Genomic DNA, 18766 nt, shown 5'->3' with positions numbered 1-18766 from the left:
GACTGCAACCACAGTTCGAAAGGTGTGCCGTCATGTCCGATCAGATCCCCGAAAAGATGCAGGCCGTGGTCTGTCACGGCCCGAACGATTACCGGCTCGAAGAGGTTGCAGTTCCGCAGCGCGGTCCCGGCGAGGCGTTGATCCGCGTCGAGGCCGTCGGCATCTGCGCCAGCGATCTGAAGTGCTACCACGGCGCCGCCAAGTTCTGGGGCGACGAGAACAGGCCGGCCTGGGCCGAGACCATGGTGATTCCCGGTCATGAATTCGTGGGTCGGGTAGTGGCCCTCGACGACGAAGCCGCGAAGCGGTGGGGTATCGCGGTCGGTGACCGGGTGACGTCCGAGCAGATCGTGCCGTGCTGGGAGTGCCGGTTCTGCAAGCGCGGTAGCTATCACATGTGTCAGCCGCACGACCTCTACGGCTTCAAGCGCCGCACGCCGGGCGCGATGGCCTCCTACATGACCTATCCGGTCGAGGCGCTGGTGCACAAGATCTCCGGCGATCTGCCGCCTGCGCACGCCGCGTTCGTCGAGCCACTGAGCTGCTCGCTGCACGCTGTGGAACGCGCCCAGATCACCTTCGAAGACACCGTGGTGGTCGCGGGCTGCGGGCCCATCGGGCTCGGCATGATCGCCGGCGCCAAGTCCAAGAACCCCATGCGGGTCATCGCGCTCGACATGGCACCCGAGAAGCTGGAGCTGGCCAAGAAGTGCGGCGCCGACCTGGTGATCAACATCGCCGAGGAGGATGCCGAGAACATCGTCAAGGACTTGACCGAGGGCTATGGCGCCGACGTGTATCTGGAAGGCACCGGCCACACCTCGGCAGTGCCGCAGGGGCTGAACCTGCTGCGTAAGCTCGGCCGCTACGTCGAGTACGGCGTCTTCGGCAGCGACGTGACCGTCGACTGGAGCATCATCAGCGACGACAAAGAACTCGACGTCTTCGGCGCCCACCTCGGGCCGTATTGCTGGCCCGCCGCGATCAAGATGATCGAGTCCGGGACGCTGCCGCTGGACGAGATCTGCACGCATCAGTTACCACTCGCCGAATTCCAGAAGGGGCTGGAGCTGGTGGCCAGTGGGGCGGAATCGGTCAAGGTCTCGCTCATCCCGGCTTGATTGCGTAAAGGACTACACGACATGAGTCGAGAGCGTTATCGCGGAGCCCTGGCAGGACAGCAGCTGTCCCGCCGGAACATGTTGGCCGCCATGGGACTTGCCGGCGCGGCTGCGGTGAGCCTGCCGGTGTTGTCGGCGTGCGGTGTCGGTGGAGGAACGAGTTCACCGAACGGTGCGGCGGAGGTCACCGGAGGGTTCGACTGGCGCAAAGCAGCCGGGTCGACCATCAACATCCTGCAGACCCCGCACCCCTACCAGCTGTCCTATCAGCCCCTACTGGCGGAGTTCACCGAACTCACCGGGATCAACGTCAACGTCGACCTGGTGCCGGAGGCGGACTACTACACCAAGCTCAACACCGAACTGGCCGGTGGATCGGGCAAGCACGACGCGTTCATGCTCGGCGCCTACTTCATCTGGCAGTACGGGCCACCCGGATGGATCGAGGATCTCGGCCCCTGGCTGCAGAACACCGCCGCGACCAACGCCGAGTACGACTTCGAGGACATCTTCGAGGGGCTGCGGACCTCCACCCGGTGGGACTTCGTCACGGGTGACCCGCTGGGAACCGGTGGACAACTGGCGATCCCGTGGGGATTCGAGAACAACGTGGTGGCCTACAACAAGGCCTACTTCGACAAACGCGGCATCACCCGGCTACCCGACAATTTCGACGACTTCATCCAGTTGGCGGTGGACCTCACCGACCGCTCGGAGAACCGGTACGGGATCGCGACGCGCGGGTCGAAGTCGTGGGCCACGATCCACCCCGGCTTCATGACGCAGTACAGCCGCGAGGGTGCGGTCGACTACACGTTCAACGGCTCGGAGCTGATCGCCGAGATGGACAGCGATAAGGCCATCGAGTTCACCAAGAAGTGGATCGAGATGCAGCACAAGGCCGGCCCGACCTCCTGGACCACCTACGACTATCCCAATGCCACCGGCGATCTCGGCGACGGGAAGGCGATGATGGTGTACGACGCCGACAGCGCCACCTATCCGAAGAACAAGCCCGGCGCCAGTAAGGAAGCCGGCAATCTCGGGTGGTACGCGGGTCCCGCAGGACCGGACGGCAACTACAAGACCAACCTGTGGACGTGGAGCTGGGCCATGAGCGCCAACTCCAAGAACAAGTTGCCGGCCTGGCTGTTCATTCAGTGGGCAACCGGCAAGGACTCGATGAACAAGGCCGTGGAGGCCGGAAGTTACGCGGATCCGGTGCGGAAGTCGGTATTCGACAACACGTTCAAACGCGTTGCGGCCGATCAGTTCGGCTACCTCGAGGCGTTCGAGACGGTGATCGGGGAGTCCAAGATCCAGTTCACCCCGCAGAAGAAGTTCTTCGATACCACCCAGAACTGGGCGGTGGCGCTGCAGGACATCTACGGCGGGGATGACGCCGCCTCCCGTCTGCGCAGCTTGGCCAAGACCAATACTTCCAAGGTCAACCTGTAGGAGCCAGCGATATGACAACGCATACGTCCAACGCTCCGGCAGGCACTTCAGAACCGGCCGCCGAGCGACCGTCGGGCCCGCTGCCGGAGGTGCCGACCTGGCGCCGCAAGCTGCGGCCCTACCTGCTGTCGGTTCCGGCCGTGGTGATCGTGATCGGGATCCTCTACCCGTTCTTCGTCGGCGCCTACTACGCGTTCCTCAACTACGCGGCGGTCAACCCGGATCCGCATTTCGTCTGGTTCGAGAACTTCAAATCCGTGCTCGGTGACCAGGTTTTCTGGCAGAGCGTCAAGGTCACCGGCATTTTCGCGGTGGTTGCGACAGTGATCGAAACCGTCATCGGGGTCGGTCTGGCCCTGTTGCTCAACCGGTCCTCGATCATCGGCAAGATCTTCGAGAAGGTGTTGATCCTGCCGCTGATGATCGCCCCGGTGATCGCCGGTGTGATCTGGAAGCTGATGTTCAACCCGCAGTTCGGCATCCTCAACCATGTTCTGGGACTGGGTAACACGTTCGACTGGTTGTCGTCGGCCAATGCGCTGTGGTCAGTGATCCTGGTGGATCTGTGGATCTTCACGCCCTTCGTCGCGATCCTGGTGCTGGCCGGAATCCGGTCGCTGCCCAAGGAGCCGTTCGAAGCGTCAGAGGTCGACGGTGCGGGCTGGTTCTACATGTTCCGCAAACTGATGCTGCCGATGCTGTGGCCCTACATCCTGGTGGCAGTCATCTTCCGGTTCATGGACAACCTCAAGGTGTTCGACCACATCTATGTGCTGACCGCAGGCGGCCCGGGTGTCGCCACCAGGACCCTGCAGATCGGCGCGTTCGAGGACTCCATCATCAACCTCGACTACTCCCGCGGCAGCACCTACATGCTGCTGCTCTGGGTCATCGTGTTCATCACCGCGCGCTACCTGGTCAGCGTGCTGGGCAAGGCGCAGCGCCGAGCTGCCGGAGCGGAGTCCTAGGTCATGGCACTTTTCAGTAGAGCCGAATTGCTTCCCGGTCAGAAGCGCCTGTCCGTCGGATCGGTTGCTGCCGACATCGGCGTGATCTTCTGGTTCATCTTCTCGCTGTTTCCGATCTTCTGGATGCTGATGCTGGCACTGAAGAACGCCGAGGAGCAGACCACCACGTACTTCTCGTTCAGTCCGACGTGGTCCAACTTCGCAACTGTGCTGTCCGACAAGGGCACCCAGATGACGAGCGTCGACTTCAAGGCATCGCTGCTGACCAGCTTGCTGAACTGCGGTGGCGCGGTGATCGTTTCCCTGCTGATCGGCATACCGGCGGCGTACGCCGCCGGGCGTTGGCAGTACAAGGGCAGCAATGACCTGATGTTCACCATGTTGTCGTTCCGGTTCGCGCCCGAGTTGATGGTGATCGTGCCGTTGTTCGTGATCTACAACCAGATCGGCCTGTTCGACACCAAGGTCGGCATGATCTGGGTGCTGCAATTGGTGACGATGCCACTGGTCGTGTGGATCCTGCGGTCCTACTTTCAGGACCTGCCGGAGGATCTCGAGCAGGCCGCGTTGCTGGACGGCTACACCCGCAGGCGGGCCTTCCTCATGGTTGCGCTGCCGATCGTGCGCCCCGGGATCGCGGCGGCCGCCCTACTGGCGTTCATCTTCGCGTGGAACAACTACGTGTTCCCGCTGATTCTCGCCGACAGCAATGCCGGCACGGTGACGGTCGCGATCACCAAGTTCCTCGGTGGCGGTGGACAGGCTTACTACAACCTGACCGCCGCGGCCGCCATCATCGCCGCGCTTCCACCGCTGATCCTGGCACTGACCATTCAGCGGTACCTGGTACGCGGCCTGTCGTTTGGGGCGGTGAAGGCCTGATGTCTTCCGTATCGATCGCCGGTGTGCGCAAGGCATTCGGCAAGACCACGGCCGTTGACGGCCTGACGGTGGATATCGCCGACGGTGAGTTCTTCGTCATCCTCGGTCCCAGCGGCGCAGGCAAGACCACCACGTTGAAGTCGGTCGCCGGTCTGGTCGACATCGACGCAGGCTCGGTTCACATCGGCGGTGCCGACGTCACCCGGGTGGAGCCCTATCACCGCAACGTCGCGATGGCCTTCGAAAGCTATGCGCTGTACCCGCAGAAGACGGTCGCCGAAAACCTCGCCTCGCCATTGAAATCCGGGCGCACCGGCAAGTACACCGAGCAGGAGCGGGCACAACGGATCGACCAGGTCACCACCACCCTCGGGATCAATCACCTGCAGCAGCGGTTTCCGCGTGAGCTGTCCAACGGGCAACGTCAGCGGGTGGCTCTTGGCCGGGTGCTGGTTCGTCCGGCCGATATCTACCTGCTGGACGAGCCGTTGAGCCATCTGGACGCCAAGTTGCGTGCGGCGATGCGCGCCGAGCTGAAGCAACTCAGCGCGATGAGCAACACCACCACGATCTACGTCACCCACGACTACCAGGAGGCGCTCGCACTCGGCGACCGGATCGCGGTGATGCGCGAGGGCCGGCTGGTACAGATCGGCACACCCGAGCAGATCTGGCGTCATCCGGCGGACACCTTCGTCGCCAAGGCTCTGGGACAGCCTGAGATCAACCTGCTCGAGGGAGTCATCGATGCCGGCCGGATCCAGTTGGGCGACGGTTCGTTGGACCTGGCGCTGCCCACCGGTGTCGAGTGTGCGACCGGTGATCGGGTGCGGGTGGGCCTGCGGCCCTGCGACATCCACGTCACGACCGGACCGGCCACTCTGCGCGGGCAGGTGCTGCTGGCCGAACGACTCGGCCGCAACGTCGAACTCACCGTCGATGTCGGCGGCGCCAAGCTGATCGTGCTGGCATCCGGTCGGGAAGGTGTCGGGGAGGGTGCCGAGATCGCGTTGACCGTCGCCGAGTCCGACATTCACGTATTCGCCTCCGGCCCCGGCGACACTGCCCGTTTGGGATCGCCCGAGCGTGATTCGGCACTGGAGGAGGCACAGTGACATCCACCGCAACGACAGCTCCAGCGACGGCGAAGAGCCTGACGCTGGAGGGCCTCGTGAAGACGTACTCGTCGCGCGGCCGGGAAAGCTTCCAAGCCGTCAAGGGCATCGACATGGCGATCGAGGCCGGCGAGTTGGTGGCGCTGCTGGGTCCTTCCGGCTGCGGTAAGACCACCACACTGCGCATGATCGCCGGACTGGAAACCGTGACGAGCGGGTCCATCCGCATCGGCGACCGCGAAGTGTCCCAGTTGCCGGCCGCCAAACGCGGCATCGGCGTGGGATTCGAGAGTTACGCGCTCTACCCGCCGATGTCGGTGCGGGAAAACCTGCTCTACGGACTCAAGGCCCGCAAGGTCAAAGGGGCCGAGCAACTCGTGGCCTCCATCAGCAGTCGGCTCGAGATGGACGACATGCTCGGGCTCCGTCCGGCCGGGTTGTCCAGCGGTCAGAAGCAGCGCGTGGCGCTCGCCCGGGCGCTGGTGCGTAACCCACCGGTGCTGCTGCTCGACGAACCGTTGAGCCACCTCGACGCGTCTGCCCGGCAGCGGGTCCGCCGTGAACTCAAGGTGCTGCAACGCGAATTCGGCTACACCACCATCGTTGTCACACACGACCAGGTGGAGGCATTGTCGTTGGCCGACCGGCTGGCGGTGATGGACGCCGGTGTCGTGCAACAGTTCGGCACCCCCGACGAGGTGTTCGACGACCCGGCCAACTTGTTCGTCGCGCAGTTCGTCGGCGAGCCGCAGATCAATGTGGTGCCGGGGACGGTCCGGGTGGCCGACGGACAGACCCGGGTCGAGATCGGCTCGGGCGCAGGATCACTGGACTGCGGTGCCACAGGCGTGGCCGACGGCACCCGGGTGACGGTGGGCATCCGGCCGCAAGATTGCGCGTTACGACCCGATACCGATACCGGCATCAGCACCACGGTGGCGTACTTCGAGCACCTGCTGGAGTTCGGGTTGGCCACCAGCACGGTAGCCGGGGTGGAAGAGGGCATCGTGGTGCAGACTCCCGCCGCGGAGAGCTACGAGCCCGAGCAGCAGGTTAAAGTGACGGCGGCGCCGGAACGGGTCTACCTGTTCGACACGGATTCGGGAGCGAGGTTGCGATGACCAGACTTTTCAACGACCCGGCACGGTTCACCGAGGACATGTTGGTCGGGTTCCTCGACGCGAACGCCCGCCATGTCAGCGGGGTCCCCGGTGGAGTGGTGCGCGCGCACCGGACCCGACCCGGCAAGGTCGCCGTCGTCATCGGCGGCGGATCCGGTCACTACCCGGCGTTCTGCGGCACAGTGGGACCCGGCTTCGCCGACGGCGCTGTCGTCGGCAATGTCTTCACCTCACCATCGGCCGAGGAGGCCGCGTCGGTGGCGCGGGCCGCCCACGGCGATGCCGGCGTGCTCCTGACCACCGGCAACTACGCCGGTGATGTGATGAACTTCGGCCTCGCCGTCACGCAGCTTCGCAGCGAGGGCATCGACGCCCACTATTTCGCCGTGACCGATGACATCGCCAGCGCCGAGCGCGGTGAAGAATCGAAAAGACGCGGTATCGCAGGTGATTTCACGGTGTTCAAGTGTGCCAGCGCGGCCGCCGAGGAAGGCCTGGATCTGACCGGGGTGGTCCGGGTGGCCGAGGCCGCGAACGCCGCCACCCGCACTTTGGGCGTGGCGTTCGACGGTTGCACGCTGCCGGGTGCGGACCATCCACTGTTCACCGTGCCCGAGGGGCACATGGGGCTCGGACTGGGAATCCACGGTGAGCCCGGGGTTTCCGATGAAGCGATGCCCACCGCCGCGGGCCTGGCTGCGACGCTGGTCGAGGGCGTGCTGGCCGATCGCCCTGATGCTCCCGAGAAGCGAATTGCGGTGATCCTCAACGGGCTCGGCCGCACCAAGTACGAAGAACTCTTCGTGGTGTGGGGTGAGGTCTCCCGGCTGCTGCGGGACCGTGGCTACACCGTCGTCGAACCGGAGGTTGGTGAGTTGGTCACCAGCCTCGACATGGCCGGATGCTCGCTGACCGTCATGTGGCTCGACGAGGAGTTGGAGAAGTACTGGACCGCCCCGGCGGACACCCCCGCCTACAAGAAAGGCTCGGCCGGGTCACCGCAATCCGGCGCGCTTCGCGGCGATGAGCAGGCCGCGGTCAGCGCTGCGACACCACACGTGTCGGAGCGCTCCGACGAGGAAGGACGCAAGGGCGGAAAGTTCGTCGCGCGTGCGTTCGACGCGATCGCCGAGGTACTCGTCGACGCTGAGGATGAACTCGGCCGTATCGACGCAGTCGCCGGGGACGGCGACCACGGCCGCGGGATGGTCAAGGGGTCGTCGGCGGCCCGAGAGGCCGCGGCTGCTGCTGTCGAGGCAGGCGCAGGCCAGGGCTCGGTACTGGTTGCTGCCGGAAAAGCCTGGTCCGCCAAGGCCGGTGGCACCTCGGGCGTGCTGTGGGGCGCGCTGCTCACCGCGCTGGGCACCCGCCTGGGTGACACCGGTGTACCTGACTCGGCCACCGTGGCGTCCGGGATGCGTGACAGCTACGACGCTCTGACCCAACTGGGCGGCGCGACACCGGGGGACAAGACCATGCTCGACGCGCTGTTGCCGTTCGTCGAGGAACTGGAGCGCGGCACCGCGAGCGGACAGCCGTGGCAGACGGCCTGGCGCGCTGCCGCCGACGTCGCGACCGAGGCGGCCAAGGCAACGGCAGAACTTCGTCCCAAGGTGGGTAGGGCCAGGCCACTCGCCGAACGCAGCATCGGTACGGCCGACGCCGGCGCCACGTCGCTGGCGCTGTGCGCACGCACCGTCGCCGGGTGTTTCGCATTGACCACACAAGGAGATAACTCATGACACTGCGCATCGTTGTCGGCTCGGATGACGCCGGGTACGAATACAAGGAAGCGCTCAAGGGTGACCTGACCGCCGACGATCGCGTGGCCGAGGTCATCGACGTCGGAGTCGGCTCCGACGAGGACACTGCTTACCCCCATGTCGCGGTCGCCGCGGCCCGGCTGGTCGCCGACGGCAAAGCCGATCGCGCACTGCTGGTCTGTGGAACCGGACTGGGCGTGGCGATCAGTGCCAACAAGGTGCCCGGTATCCGGGCGGTCACCGCCCACGACGGCTTCTCGGTCGAGCGTTCGGTGTTGTCCAACAACGCGCAGGTGCTGTGCTTCGGGCAGCGTGTCGTCGGCCTCGAGCTGGCTCGCAGGCTGGCGCGGGAATGGCTGGGTTACGAGTTCGACCCGTCCAGCAAGTCGGCGGACAAGGTCGAGGCGATCTGCAGCTACGAGCCCACCTCGCCGTAGCGGGAGGTTTGCCCGTCGGACAAACAGGCAATTCAACTCCCCGTGGCACACGAGGGTCCGCAGTTTCGCCGTGATCTGTTGCAGGAGTTGCTGTGGGCCTACGGGCCGTGCGGCCAGGAGGACGCGGTTCGCGAGGTATGTCGTCGCGAGCTCGCTCCGTTGGTCGACGACATCTGGGTGGATGCGGCCGGGAATCTCATCGGATTGATCAGGGGCGAGTCCGAAGACGCTCCGGCGGTGCGGATCATGGCACATCTGGACGAGCTCTCGATGGTCGTCAAGCGCGTCGAATCCGACGGCACGCTCAAACTCACCCCGCTGGGCACGATGTACCCGGCCAACTTCGGGCTAGGACCTGTCGCGGTGCTCGGCGGGCATGAGCAGTTCACCGCAGTCCTGGCATTGGGTTCAGAGCACACAACCAAAGAGAGCGAACGGATCTGGGCGACCAAGCCCGATCAGGGAGACAAGGCACTGGACTGGCCCGACGTCTACGTGTTCACCGGACGCACTCCTGATGAGCTCACGCGCGCGCAGGTACGGCCGGGAACCCGCGTGTGCATCGACCGGAGCAAGCGGACCCTGATCGAAGTAGGCGACTACCTCGGCTGCTACTTCATGGACGATCGGGCCTTGGTGACGGTCCTGCTGCGGACCGCGCAGCTGCTGCGTGAGCAGGGAAAGCGCCCGCAGGCCGACGTCTACGCGGTGTTCACCGTGGGTGAGGAGATCGGCGGCGTGGGCGGCTCGTACGCCGCCCGCAACCTGCCGGGCGAGCTGACCCTGGCGCTCGAGGTCGGCCCGACCGAACCGGAGTACGGCACCACGGTTACCGGCGGGCCCATCGTCGCCTACAGCGACGCCCAGAGCGTCTATGACAAGGACGTGGCCGACCGGCTGATGGACATAGCCACCGAGTTGGAGTTGTCACCGCAAGCGGCAGTGCTCGGCGCGTTCGAGTCCGACGCTTCGCACGCCAGGGCCACCGGGTTGTCGCCACGGGCGGGGCTGCTGTGCCTGCCGACCCTGAGCACGCACGGCTATGAGGTCATTGCGCGCGACGCCATCCCGGCCTTGGCCGATGTGTTGGTCGAATTCCTGGTGTAGCCGTGCGAAATCCCGTGGACGGGACGGCTGCCGCTACCGTTCAATGCAGTGGTGACCGCGAATACTGCCCGCACGGGTGCATTGATGGCGATGTGCTCGATGGTGTGTGTGCAGCTCGGCCTGGCGGTGGCGGTCGGATTGATCGACGACATCGGTGCGGAGGGGGCGGCCTGGCTGCGGCTGGCGTGGGCCGGGGTGCTGATGCTGGTAATCGTGCGGCCGCGGCCTTCGGCATTCACCCGATCGGCCTTTGGAACCTGCGTGGTGTTGGGTCTCGTCACCGCAGGCGTCACGTTGCTCTTCATGGCCGCGCTGTCGCGGATCCCGCTCGGTACCGCCAGCGCGCTGGAGTTCCTGGGCCCGCTGAGTGTCGCCGTCGCGCATGGCAGGGGCCGCAATCGCTTGGTGTGGCCCGGGATCGCCGCGGTGGGGGTGGTGCTGCTGACCGAACCGTGGACCGGCAGTGTCGACCTCATCGGTGTCGGGTATGCCCTCGGCGCGGCGGCCTGCTGGGCCTGCTACATCCTGCTCACCCAACGCGTTGGTGACGCGGTGGCCGGCATCAACGGCCTTGCGGTGTCCATGCCCGTGGCGGGACTGGTCGCCACCGCGACGGTCGGTCCATCGGTGTTCGGCAAACTCACACCGGAGCTGCTGCTCATCGGCGTGGGACTGGCGATCCTGCTGCCGATGATCCCGTTCGCCCTCGAACTACTGGCGTTACGGCGGCTGAACACTGCGGCATTCGGCACCTTGATGAGCCTGGAACCGGGGTTCGCGATGATCATCGGGCTGGTGGTGCTGCATCAGGTGCCCGGGCCAACCGGGGTGGTGGGGATCTGCTTCGTGGTGGCCGCGGGGATCGGAGCGGCGCGCACCGGCAGCCGTAGTCTGCCGGTGCCCGCGGAGATCGGCTGATCACGGCGGGGGACAGGCGGTCACCGCTACCCTGGCGCGCATGGCACGTGGAATCTTCAGCACGCCCGTTGTCCGCTGGTTCAATGCCGCCGCCGTCGGTCTCACGCATCTTCCGGTGATCGGTCCGCGGCTGGGCCATGGACTCGTGGTCATCCGCTACACCGGGCGCCGTTCGGGCCAGGTGTTCGAGACACCGGTTTCGGTCAAGCGCACCGGCGACCAGGTCGTCATCCGGGTCATGACGCCGGACAGCAAGAGCTGGTGGCGCAACTTCCTCGACGAGGGAGGACGCCTCACGCTGCTCAACCTGGACGGTGCGGACCGCACCGGACACGCCTCCGCGCGACGCGACGCCCAGGGCCGGGTGTCGGTGACCGTTCAGCTCGACACCCCATAGAGACACCCGGTACTACTCGGGCGCCCGGAAGCCGCCGATGTGCGGTTCGAGCAGTTCGGCCAGCCGCAGCGGGGTGCGGTCCTCAAACATCGGACCGATGAGCTGCACTCCCACCGGCAGACCCTCGGCGGAGCGCCCCGCAGGCATGGCGGTGGCGGGCAGCCCGGGCATCGTAGCCAGACCGGCCCAGACGAGCTGGTCGAAGTACGCGTACTCGACGCCGTCGACACCGATCCGACGTGCCAACAGATCCGGGTTGTGGTCGTGGCCGAACGCAGGAGTCGGCGTGATCGGACACACCACGGCATCGAACTCGCCGAACAGCTGTCGCCAGCCGTGGCGGTGCAGCTCGCGACGGTTGTTCACCTCCATCCAATCGCGGTGGCTCAACACCATTCCGCGCAGCCGCGCCGCGTCGAGACTCTCGTCGTCCGCGCCCAGACCGGCAGCGCGGGTCCGCAGCTGCTCGTATGCCTCGAGGGGGAATCGCGCCACCGAGCCCGAGAACAGCAACTGCGTGTACAACGACGCGGATTCGGCCAGATCGGGCAGCAACGGGCTGCGTCGTTCGACGCGGGCACCACTGGAGCTCAAGGCGTCAGCCACCCGGTTGACTCCGGCGCGCACCGCGGCACCGGTCGCGATGAACGGATGCTCCTCGAGGATCAAGACCCGGAAGTCGCCGAGTTGCTCGTGACGCGGGGGCGGCAGCAAAACCCTGTGCGCCACACCGAGAGTCAGCGGATCCGGTCCGGTCATCACGTCGAGTAGGAGGGTCAGGTCGCGGGCGGTGCGCGCCATCGGACCGACGACAGCGAGGTCGGCTTCGGTCGGCAACGCCGGCGCAGGCGGCGGGGTCATCCCACGCATCGCGGCCAGCCCGATTGTTGGCTTGTGCGCGTAGATGCCGCAGAAGTGTGCGGGGGTGCGCAGCGACCCGGCGAGGTCGGAGCCGATGGACAGGGCACCGAACCCCGACGCCAGGGCCGCGGCAGAGCCGCCGGAAGATCCGCCCGACGTACGACCGTGATCCCACGGATTGTTGGTGGTGCCGTAGATCTCGTTGAAGCTCTGGATGTCTTGCAGTCCGAATGGCACGTTGGTCTTACCGAGCACCACCGCCCCGGCTGCCTTGAGCCGCGACACCTGTACCGCGTCCTCGGCAGGCACAAAGTCCCGATATTGCGGCATGCCCCAGGTGGTGGGCAGCCCGGCCATGTTGTAGGACTCCTTGACCGTCACCGGAATACCCAGCAGCGGCCGATCCTCGCCCCGGGCACGCGCCTGGTCGGCATGGCGCGCAGCCTCCCGCGCACGGTCGAAGTCCGGCACGCAGATCGCGTTGACCACCGCGTCATCCCGCTCAATCCCAGCGATCGCCGCCTCGGTCAATTCCGCCGACGACACCTCACCAGCACGCAACGCGACCGCCAACTCGCCGGCCGACTGAAAATTCGACCCCTCCATGAACCCGACGCTAACGACCCGCCGCGAGGGCCATAAAATGCCGCTACCCGCAACACCTAGATGTCGACACGCTTGCGCCGATAAAGCGTCCCCGCCATCAGCAGCAGCAGGCTCACCACGAGGATCGCGGTGGCCAGCACATTGATCTGCGGCGGCACCGCCGCTTTGACCGCGGCGTTCACATACAGGGGGTAGGTGACCGTGGATCCGCTGACGAAATATGTGATGATGAAGTCGTCGAGCGACAATGCGAACGACAACATCGCCGCCGCGACGATGCCCGGAACGATCAGCGGCAGAGTCACTCTGAAGAAGGTGCGGCTCGGGCTCGCGCCGAGATCCATCGATGCGTCCTCGAGGGTCCAGTCGAATCCCCGCACCCGGGCCCGCACCGTCATCGCGATGAAGCTCACCTCGAAAGCGATGTGGGCGATCAGGATCGTGGTGTACCCAGCGGCCCAACCGAAGTCGAGGAACAGGGTCAACAGCGAGGCGCCCATCACCACCTCGGGCGCGGTCAGCGGCAGTATCAGGAATGTGTCGACGGCTTTCTGCCCGCGGAATCGTTGACGCACCAAGGCAATGGCCACCAACGTGCCCAGCACCAGCGCGACAGCGGTCGACACCGCGGCAATGTTCAGGCTCAGCTTCAGCGCGTCGGTCAGCGCCGGGTACTTGAACGGGTCGGCCCAATTGTCGAGGGTGAAGCCTTCCCAGGTGTAGTTGAACTTGCCTGCCGGCTTGTTGAACGAGAACAACACGATGACGAAGATCGGCAAGAACAGGTACAGAAGTACCAGTCCGGCCACGACACGCAGCGCCAGGTCGCCCCACTTGGGGGAGCCTTTCACGGTTTTCGCCGCTGCCGGGCTCGTCGCAGCCGCTACCGCCGTCGCCGTCATACGAGGTCCTCCGTGCCCAGTGCCCGGGTGTAGAGCAGAACTCCGACAAGAATGATCACCATCAACACCATGCTGAGCGCAGACGCAGTCGGATAATCCTTGACCACCAGGAACTGCTTCTGAATCACGTTGCCGATCATCGTGGTTTGGGTGCTACCCAGATAGTCGGCGTTGATGAAGTCGCCGACCGCCGGGATGAACACCAGCATGCTGCCCGCCAGAACTCCCGGCATCGACAGCGGCAGAATCACTTTCGAGAAACTTCGGGGATTCGACGAATACAGGTCCTTCGACGCCTCGATCAGCCGGGGGTCGATCTTCTCCAGGCTCACATAGAGCGGCAGGATCATGAAGATGATCCAGTTGTAGACCAGCCCGCCGATCACTGCCCAGCTTGTCGACAGCAGCCGCCCTTCGCTCGGTAACAGTCCGATCGAGCCGAGCGCACCGACCACCCAGCCGTCGTCGGCCAGAATGGTCTTCCAGGCCAGCGTCCGGATCAGGAACGTCACGAAGAACGGCAGGATGACGAGTCCGAGGAGCAGGTTCTTGTACCGCCCGGCCTTGAAGGCGATCACGTAGGCCAACGGGAAGGCCAGCAGCGCGCACACCACCGTGGCAACCAGGGCGTAGCCGAACGACCGCAGGATCTGGTCCTCGTAGTGGCGGAACGCATCGAGATAGTTGCCGAAGTTCCAGTCGAACGTGAGCGTCGGAAGGTACACCGAGCCGCCGGAACTCGACAATGAGGAGCGTGCCAGCGTGATGAACGGCACCACGAAGAAGACCCCGAGGTACAGCAACGCCGGGAGGATCATCAGATACGGCGCGATCTTGCTCCGCTGCCGACCGCTGGTGGCTACGCCTGCCATCGGCGTCAGCCGCCGGTAACTGCTGCGTAGAGGCCGCTGAACTCCTGCGTCTGCTCGTCGGTGAGGGCAGCCCAGTTCTTGAGGTTGGCCGACATCGACGCGGGCGGGTTGATCAGCGGATTATTGGCGATCGACGGATCGATCTTGGCCAGCTCGTCGGTCATATCGGTGAGTACCGGGACAAACTGCGTGAACGCAATGAGCTGGGCGTAATTGGGCCGGTCATAGATGTAGTCGATCCACGCCTCGGCAGCCTTCTGGTTCTGCGTCGTGTACGGGACCACCATCGTGTCGATGAACCAGTCGCCACCGGATTCGGGAACCACGAACTGCAGGTCGGGGTTGTCTGCCTGCAACTGCACGACGTCACCCGAATATGCCTGGGCCACAGCGATATTACCCGCGGCCAGATCGTCGGCATAGTCATTGCCGGTGAACTTTCGGATCTGCCCCTTGTCCTTCTGCTCGCGGACGAGGTCGACAGCCTTCGTGATGGTCTCGGTGGTCGGATTCTCCGGGGAGTTGCCCTGAGATTGCATGATCATCCCGAGCCCATCCTGCACATCAGAGAGCAAGCTCACCCGGCCCTTGAATGCCGGGTCCCACAGATCGTCGATCTTGGTGATGTCGCGTCCGGTAGCAGCCTTGTTGAAGGCGAGACCGACCATGCCGGTCATGTACGGCGCGGTGAATTTACGGCCCGGGTCAACCTGCGAGTTGAGCAGGTCGGGACGCAGGTTCTTCTTGTTGGGTACCCGGGAATCACGGATTTCGTTGAGCCAGCCGAGACCGTTGATGCGTGCGGCCATGAACTCGGTGGGCACGACGAGATCGGCGCCGATGTCCTGCTTGCGCGACAGCGGCTCCTTGACCTTGGCGAACCACTGCTCGTTGTCGTTGAAGTCCTCTTTGTAATCCACCGTCAGGCCGGAGGCCTTCTGGAATGCCGCGACGAACCCGTCGGCCATGTACAGCGGCCAGTTCGACACCCGCAGCAGGCCGCTGGCCGGTGAACCGTCGTCGGGCGCAGCCGAACTCGTGGGGGCGCTGCCTTGATCGCTGGATCCGCAAGCCGCCAGCACGGACGGGCCGAGCGCCAGCGCTGCGGCAGCCGCGGCGCCGCCGCCCAGGAACCGGCGCCGCGAGGTGCGATTGGTGGCGAGCCGGGCGAGAAGTCGAGGGTCGGTGTTGCTGCGCATGGGCGGCAGTGCCTTTCGTCGGGGATTGAAGAAGGGGGAGGCTCGGCTATCGGTGGTTACGAATCGTCGAGCATCTCTTCGAGATCCTCGGTGGTGGGAATGTCAGCGGCGGGCAGTACGCGGGAGGCGTCCGGAGACCAGCCGACGTGCACACGATCGCCCGGTCGCAGCAGCGGAAGGTCCTGCTCGGGGCCGACGTGGGCCACCACCGTCGAGTCATCCGGCGCGGCAAGGGAAACCCTCAGCATCGGCCCTTGGAACGTCAGATCCTTGACGGTGGCTCCTACCGTCGCGACATCGCCTGTCGGAGCATCCATTGAGATCCGCACCCGCTCCGGGCGGACCATCAGGGTGGCGTGGCCGCCGGATTCGATGGTGGTGTCGCCAGGTTTGGCCTTCAAAGTCGTCCCGAGCACGTCAACCTCGACGTAGTCGCGGTTGGCCCGGCCGGTCTGCCGGCCCGCCCACAGGTTCGCCTGCCCGATGAAGCTGGCCACGAAAACCGTTGCGGGCCGGTCATAGATCTCGGTGGGGTTGCCGATCTGCTCGACGTTGCCCGCGTTCATCACCGCGATCCGGTCGCTCATCGTGAGCGCCTCCTCCTGATCGTGGGTGACGTAGATGAAGGTGATGCCGACCTCGCGCTGGATGCGTTTGAGCTCGAACTGCATCGCATGGCGCAGTTTGAGGTCGAGCGCCCCCAGTGGCTCGTCGAGCAGGAGCGCACTGGGGTAGTTGACCAGCGCCCGTGCCAGGGCCACCCGCTGTTGCTGGCCGCCGGACAGCTGGGCCGGTTTGCGTTTGGCGAAGTCGGTCAGCCGCACGATCTCCAGCAGGTCATCGACGCTGCGCTTGACCTCGGTTTTGTTCTTCTTCATGCTGCGAGGCCCGTAGGCGACGTTGTCCCACACCGTCATGTGCGGGAACAGCGCGTAGTGCTGGAAGACCGTGTTGACGTTGCGCTTGTGCGGAGGGACGCGGGAGACGTCGACGCCTTCGAGTCGGATGGCGCCATCGGTAGGGGTCTCAAAGCCCGCGATCATGCGGAGCGTGGTGGTCTTGCCGCATCCGGACGGGCCGAGCATCGAGAAGAACTCACCTGACGCGATGGAGAAATCGGCGTCCGCCACGGCCACGTAGTCGGAGAACCGTTTCGTGACGTGGTCGATCTCGATGACGGGACTGCCACTGGTTGGTGGTGTCCCGTCCTGTCCTGTCGGATAGTCGACGGCGGTGGTGTCTGTGCCAGTCAGCGGAGTCCTCCTCGGGTTCAGCCGTGACGCTGTGGGTAAAACAATCGCTGATCACGACGGCCTTGGCAAGCGATTCCGCAACGAATTAACATTTTTACAATGGAATCCTTCGTGCAACCGGCGTTTGCATGCCCGATTCCGCCGTAAGGCCCGCAACTGTCCACGGCAGGTGCACCCTGCCTGTTGGTGCGGGTTTAGTCGTTCAGTTTCGCAGTCCGCCGGCATGACCCGACGGGAAATGGACGAGGAGGTCAGCCCCACTCGTGGTTCATCGCCCGGGTCTCCGACATCGTCTCCACCGAGGCATCGTGCCGGTCCGGTGCGCGCGACACCGCGATGAGCGCGAGCGCCAGCGCGGCGGTCACCGCACCCGCGACAAAGATCACGATGAAACTCGTCTCCGGTGGCACCAGCGCGTGGCCGAGCATCACCGCGACGACAGCGGCCGCGGTGGAACTGCCGATCGTGCGGGCGATGGCGTTCATGCTGGTGGCGACGCCGGTTTGGCCGACGTCGACCTCGCTGACGACCAGTGCGGGAAGGGCGCCGTAGCCCAGGCTGATGTACGCGTTGGCCAGGACGCCCGCGACGATCACCTGCCACGCGCGGTCGTGGGCCACCGCGAGCGTGACGAATCCGGCGATGCCGGCCAGTGCAGCGACCACCAACACCCGCCTGGCGCCGAATCGGTCGATGAACCGGCCGCTGACGAGCGCGACGAGGAATCCGGCGACTGCGCCAGGAAGCAGGAAGTAGACGCTGGCCTGCAGTACCGTGGCGCTGAATCCGTATCCTTCGGCGTCCCGCGGCATCTGTACGAACTGGGTGAGGCCCAGGAACGCGAAGTACAGCCCCATGCCGACGAAGATGGTCGCGATGTTGGTCAGCAGGATCGGCCGTCGAGTGAGCATGAACGTGGACACCAGTGGTTGCGCCGCCCGTCGTTCCCAGAGCCACCAGCCGACGAGCACTGCGGCGCCGCCGACCAGGAATCCCAGTGTCGCGGGCGCAGCCCAGCCCCAGGAGTTGCCCTGGGTGACGCCCAGCAGCACGGCTGACAATCCCACGGCCAGACCGACGGCGCCGAGCCAGTCGATCGTGCCGGTGGCGGACGGGCGGCGGGCCGGGATCACCACCGCCGCGGCAATGATGACGACGACGGTGAATGCCGTGGTCAGCCAGAACACCCGGTGGTACCCGGCATCCCCGGCCATCAGCAGGCCCGTGACGACCAGGCCGGTCCCGCCGCCGAAACCCAATGTTCCCGACAGCACCGCCATCGCTCCCATCAGGCGGTCTTCGGCGAGTTCGTCGCGCAGGATGGCGATACTGATCGGATACAGCGCGTACGAGGCGCCCTGCAAGATACGTCCCGTGATGAGCAGGGGCACGGATGCGGTGGTGGCCGCCAGCACCGAACCGACCAGCACCACCATCAGGACCGCGAGCAGCACCCATTTCTTGCTGTAGAGGTCGGCGAGCCGGCCGATCAGCGGGGTGGCGGCCGCGGCGGCCAGAAGATTCGCGGTCACCGCCCAACTGACCGTCACCAGAGAGGTGTTCAGTTGATCGGCGATGACGCCGAGCACCGGGACCACCGCGGTCTGCAACACCGCGGTGGTGAGGACGACCAGGCTCAGCCCGGCGATCAGCGGACCGGAACGCCGCGACGGCGCGGCGGTGACGGCAGACCGAGAAGTACCGGTCCCAGCCACACCCGCTCCGATCATTAGCTCATCTTGATGGTTTGTCGATTATGGACCGCGGGCGGCGTCCGCGCCGAATC

The 18766-nt window shown here is 65.4% G+C and carries 17 protein-coding genes; 11 read left to right on the top strand and 6 right to left on the bottom strand.

The annotated features are described in order from the left end of the window. The first annotated feature begins 32 nt into the window (after positions 1-32). The 11 genes from eltD to M1247_RS30065 all read left to right on the top strand — a co-directional run bounded on the left by eltD (position 33) and on the right by M1247_RS30065 (position 11287). Positions 33-1121, top strand: coding sequence for an erythritol/L-threitol dehyrogenase (eltD, locus tag M1247_RS30115; protein ID WP_317160083.1), 1089 nt, complete (start codon positions 33-35; stop codon positions 1119-1121). Between the two features lie 78 nt (positions 1122-1199). Further along, complete coding sequence (locus tag M1247_RS30110; RefSeq protein WP_410506968.1) at positions 1200-2579, top strand: extracellular solute-binding protein; 1380 nt, start codon at positions 1200-1202, stop codon at positions 2577-2579. An 11-nt stretch (positions 2580-2590) separates the two neighbouring features. Then, complete coding sequence (locus M1247_RS30105; RefSeq protein ID WP_317160081.1) at positions 2591-3547, top strand: carbohydrate ABC transporter permease; 957 nt, start codon at positions 2591-2593, stop codon at positions 3545-3547. 3 nt (positions 3548-3550) lie between these two features. Then, positions 3551-4429, top strand: coding sequence for a carbohydrate ABC transporter permease (locus M1247_RS30100; protein ID WP_317160080.1), 879 nt, complete (start codon positions 3551-3553; stop codon positions 4427-4429). Beyond that, entirely contained in the window at positions 4429-5544 is a 1116-nt protein-coding gene (locus tag M1247_RS30095; protein ID WP_317160079.1) for an ABC transporter ATP-binding protein, read from the top strand. Before M1247_RS30100 ends, M1247_RS30095 begins: the two co-directional genes overlap by 1 nt. After that, positions 5541-6665, top strand: a complete 1125-nt coding sequence (locus M1247_RS30090; RefSeq protein ID WP_317160078.1) for an ABC transporter ATP-binding protein — start codon at positions 5541-5543, stop codon at positions 6663-6665. Before M1247_RS30095 ends, M1247_RS30090 begins: the two co-directional genes overlap by 4 nt. Further along, positions 6662-8407: a D-erythrulose 4-kinase gene (gene derK, locus M1247_RS30085; RefSeq protein WP_317160077.1), complete on the top strand. Its 1746-nt coding sequence runs from the start codon at positions 6662-6664 to the stop codon at positions 8405-8407. The genes M1247_RS30090 and derK overlap by 4 nt, the downstream gene beginning before the upstream one ends. Further along, complete coding sequence (gene derI1 / locus M1247_RS30080; protein WP_317160076.1) at positions 8404-8865, top strand: D-erythrulose 4-phosphate isomerase DerI1; 462 nt, start codon at positions 8404-8406, stop codon at positions 8863-8865. The genes derK and derI1 overlap by 4 nt, the downstream gene beginning before the upstream one ends. A gap of 42 nt (positions 8866-8907) precedes the next feature. Further along, positions 8908-9972, top strand: coding sequence for a M42 family metallopeptidase (locus M1247_RS30075; RefSeq protein ID WP_317160075.1), 1065 nt, complete (start codon positions 8908-8910; stop codon positions 9970-9972). Positions 9973-10023: 51 nt separating this feature from the next. Then, positions 10024-10890, top strand: coding sequence for an EamA family transporter (locus tag M1247_RS30070; RefSeq protein ID WP_317160074.1), 867 nt, complete (start codon positions 10024-10026; stop codon positions 10888-10890). 40 nt (positions 10891-10930) lie between these two features. Beyond that, positions 10931-11287: a hypothetical protein gene (locus M1247_RS30065; protein WP_317160073.1), complete on the top strand. Its 357-nt coding sequence runs from the start codon at positions 10931-10933 to the stop codon at positions 11285-11287. A 12-nt stretch (positions 11288-11299) separates the two neighbouring features. Here the strand turns inward: M1247_RS30065 and M1247_RS30060 are convergent, their stop codons facing one another. The 6 genes from M1247_RS30060 to M1247_RS30035 form a co-directional block, all read right to left on the bottom strand. Further along, the gene (locus tag M1247_RS30060) at positions 11300-12754 is read right to left on the bottom strand and encodes an amidase (RefSeq protein ID WP_317160072.1); all 1455 of its coding nucleotides are present in this window, start codon (positions 12752-12754) and stop codon (positions 11300-11302) included. A 56-nt stretch (positions 12755-12810) separates the two neighbouring features. Then, positions 12811-13656: an ABC transporter permease gene (locus M1247_RS30055; RefSeq protein ID WP_317160071.1), complete on the bottom strand. Its 846-nt coding sequence runs from the start codon at positions 13654-13656 to the stop codon at positions 12811-12813. Then, complete coding sequence (locus M1247_RS30050) at positions 13653-14528, bottom strand: ABC transporter permease (RefSeq protein WP_317160070.1); 876 nt, start codon at positions 14526-14528, stop codon at positions 13653-13655. The genes M1247_RS30055 and M1247_RS30050 overlap by 4 nt, the downstream gene beginning before the upstream one ends. A 5-nt stretch (positions 14529-14533) precedes the next feature. Beyond that, the gene (locus M1247_RS30045) at positions 14534-15727 is read right to left on the bottom strand and encodes a polyamine ABC transporter substrate-binding protein (RefSeq protein WP_317160069.1); all 1194 of its coding nucleotides are present in this window, start codon (positions 15725-15727) and stop codon (positions 14534-14536) included. 56 nt (positions 15728-15783) lie between these two features. Next, complete coding sequence (locus tag M1247_RS30040; RefSeq protein ID WP_317160172.1) at positions 15784-16812, bottom strand: ABC transporter ATP-binding protein; 1029 nt, start codon at positions 16810-16812, stop codon at positions 15784-15786. A gap of 419 nt (positions 16813-17231) precedes the next feature. Further along, positions 17232-18710, bottom strand: a complete 1479-nt coding sequence (locus tag M1247_RS30035; protein WP_317160068.1) for an MFS transporter — start codon at positions 18708-18710, stop codon at positions 17232-17234. Positions 18711-18766: the final 56 nt, after the last annotated feature.

The organism is Mycobacterium appelbergii (genome assembly GCF_032883035.1).
GTDB lineage: Bacteria > Actinomycetota > Actinomycetes > Mycobacteriales > Mycobacteriaceae > Mycobacterium > Mycobacterium appelbergii.
The sequence above is the reverse complement of the archived record's forward strand: the minus strand, read 5'-3'. Positions and strand labels throughout refer to the sequence as shown.

Excerpts from the sequence above, each read along its gene's own strand:
- M1247_RS30055 (WP_317160071.1), bottom strand. The coding sequence starts at position 13,656 with ATGACGGCGACGGCGGTAGCGGCTGCGACGAGCCCGGCAGCGGCGAAA.
- M1247_RS30060 (WP_317160072.1), bottom strand. The coding sequence starts at position 12,754 with ATGGAGGGGTCGAATTTTCAGTCGGCCGGCGAGTTGGCGGTCGCGTTG.
- M1247_RS30045 (WP_317160069.1), bottom strand. The coding sequence starts at position 15,727 with ATGCGCAGCAACACCGACCCTCGACTTCTCGCCCGGCTCGCCACCAAT.
- eltD (WP_317160083.1), top strand. The coding sequence starts at position 33 with ATGTCCGATCAGATCCCCGAAAAGATGCAGGCCGTGGTCTGTCACGGC.
- M1247_RS30110 (WP_410506968.1), top strand. The coding sequence starts at position 1,200 with ATGTTGGCCGCCATGGGACTTGCCGGCGCGGCTGCGGTGAGCCTGCCG.
- M1247_RS30105 (WP_317160081.1), top strand. The coding sequence starts at position 2,591 with ATGACAACGCATACGTCCAACGCTCCGGCAGGCACTTCAGAACCGGCC.
- M1247_RS30100 (WP_317160080.1), top strand. The coding sequence starts at position 3,551 with ATGGCACTTTTCAGTAGAGCCGAATTGCTTCCCGGTCAGAAGCGCCTG.
- derI1 (WP_317160076.1), top strand. The coding sequence starts at position 8,404 with ATGACACTGCGCATCGTTGTCGGCTCGGATGACGCCGGGTACGAATAC.
- M1247_RS30095 (WP_317160079.1), top strand. The coding sequence starts at position 4,429 with ATGTCTTCCGTATCGATCGCCGGTGTGCGCAAGGCATTCGGCAAGACC.
- M1247_RS30050 (WP_317160070.1), bottom strand. The coding sequence starts at position 14,528 with ATGGCAGGCGTAGCCACCAGCGGTCGGCAGCGGAGCAAGATCGCGCCG.
- M1247_RS30040 (WP_317160172.1), bottom strand. The coding sequence starts at position 16,812 with ATGCTCGGCCCGTCCGGATGCGGCAAGACCACCACGCTCCGCATGATC.
- M1247_RS30035 (WP_317160068.1), bottom strand. The coding sequence starts at position 18,710 with ATGATCGGAGCGGGTGTGGCTGGGACCGGTACTTCTCGGTCTGCCGTC.
- derK (WP_317160077.1), top strand. The coding sequence starts at position 6,662 with ATGACCAGACTTTTCAACGACCCGGCACGGTTCACCGAGGACATGTTG.
- M1247_RS30065 (WP_317160073.1), top strand. The coding sequence starts at position 10,931 with ATGGCACGTGGAATCTTCAGCACGCCCGTTGTCCGCTGGTTCAATGCC.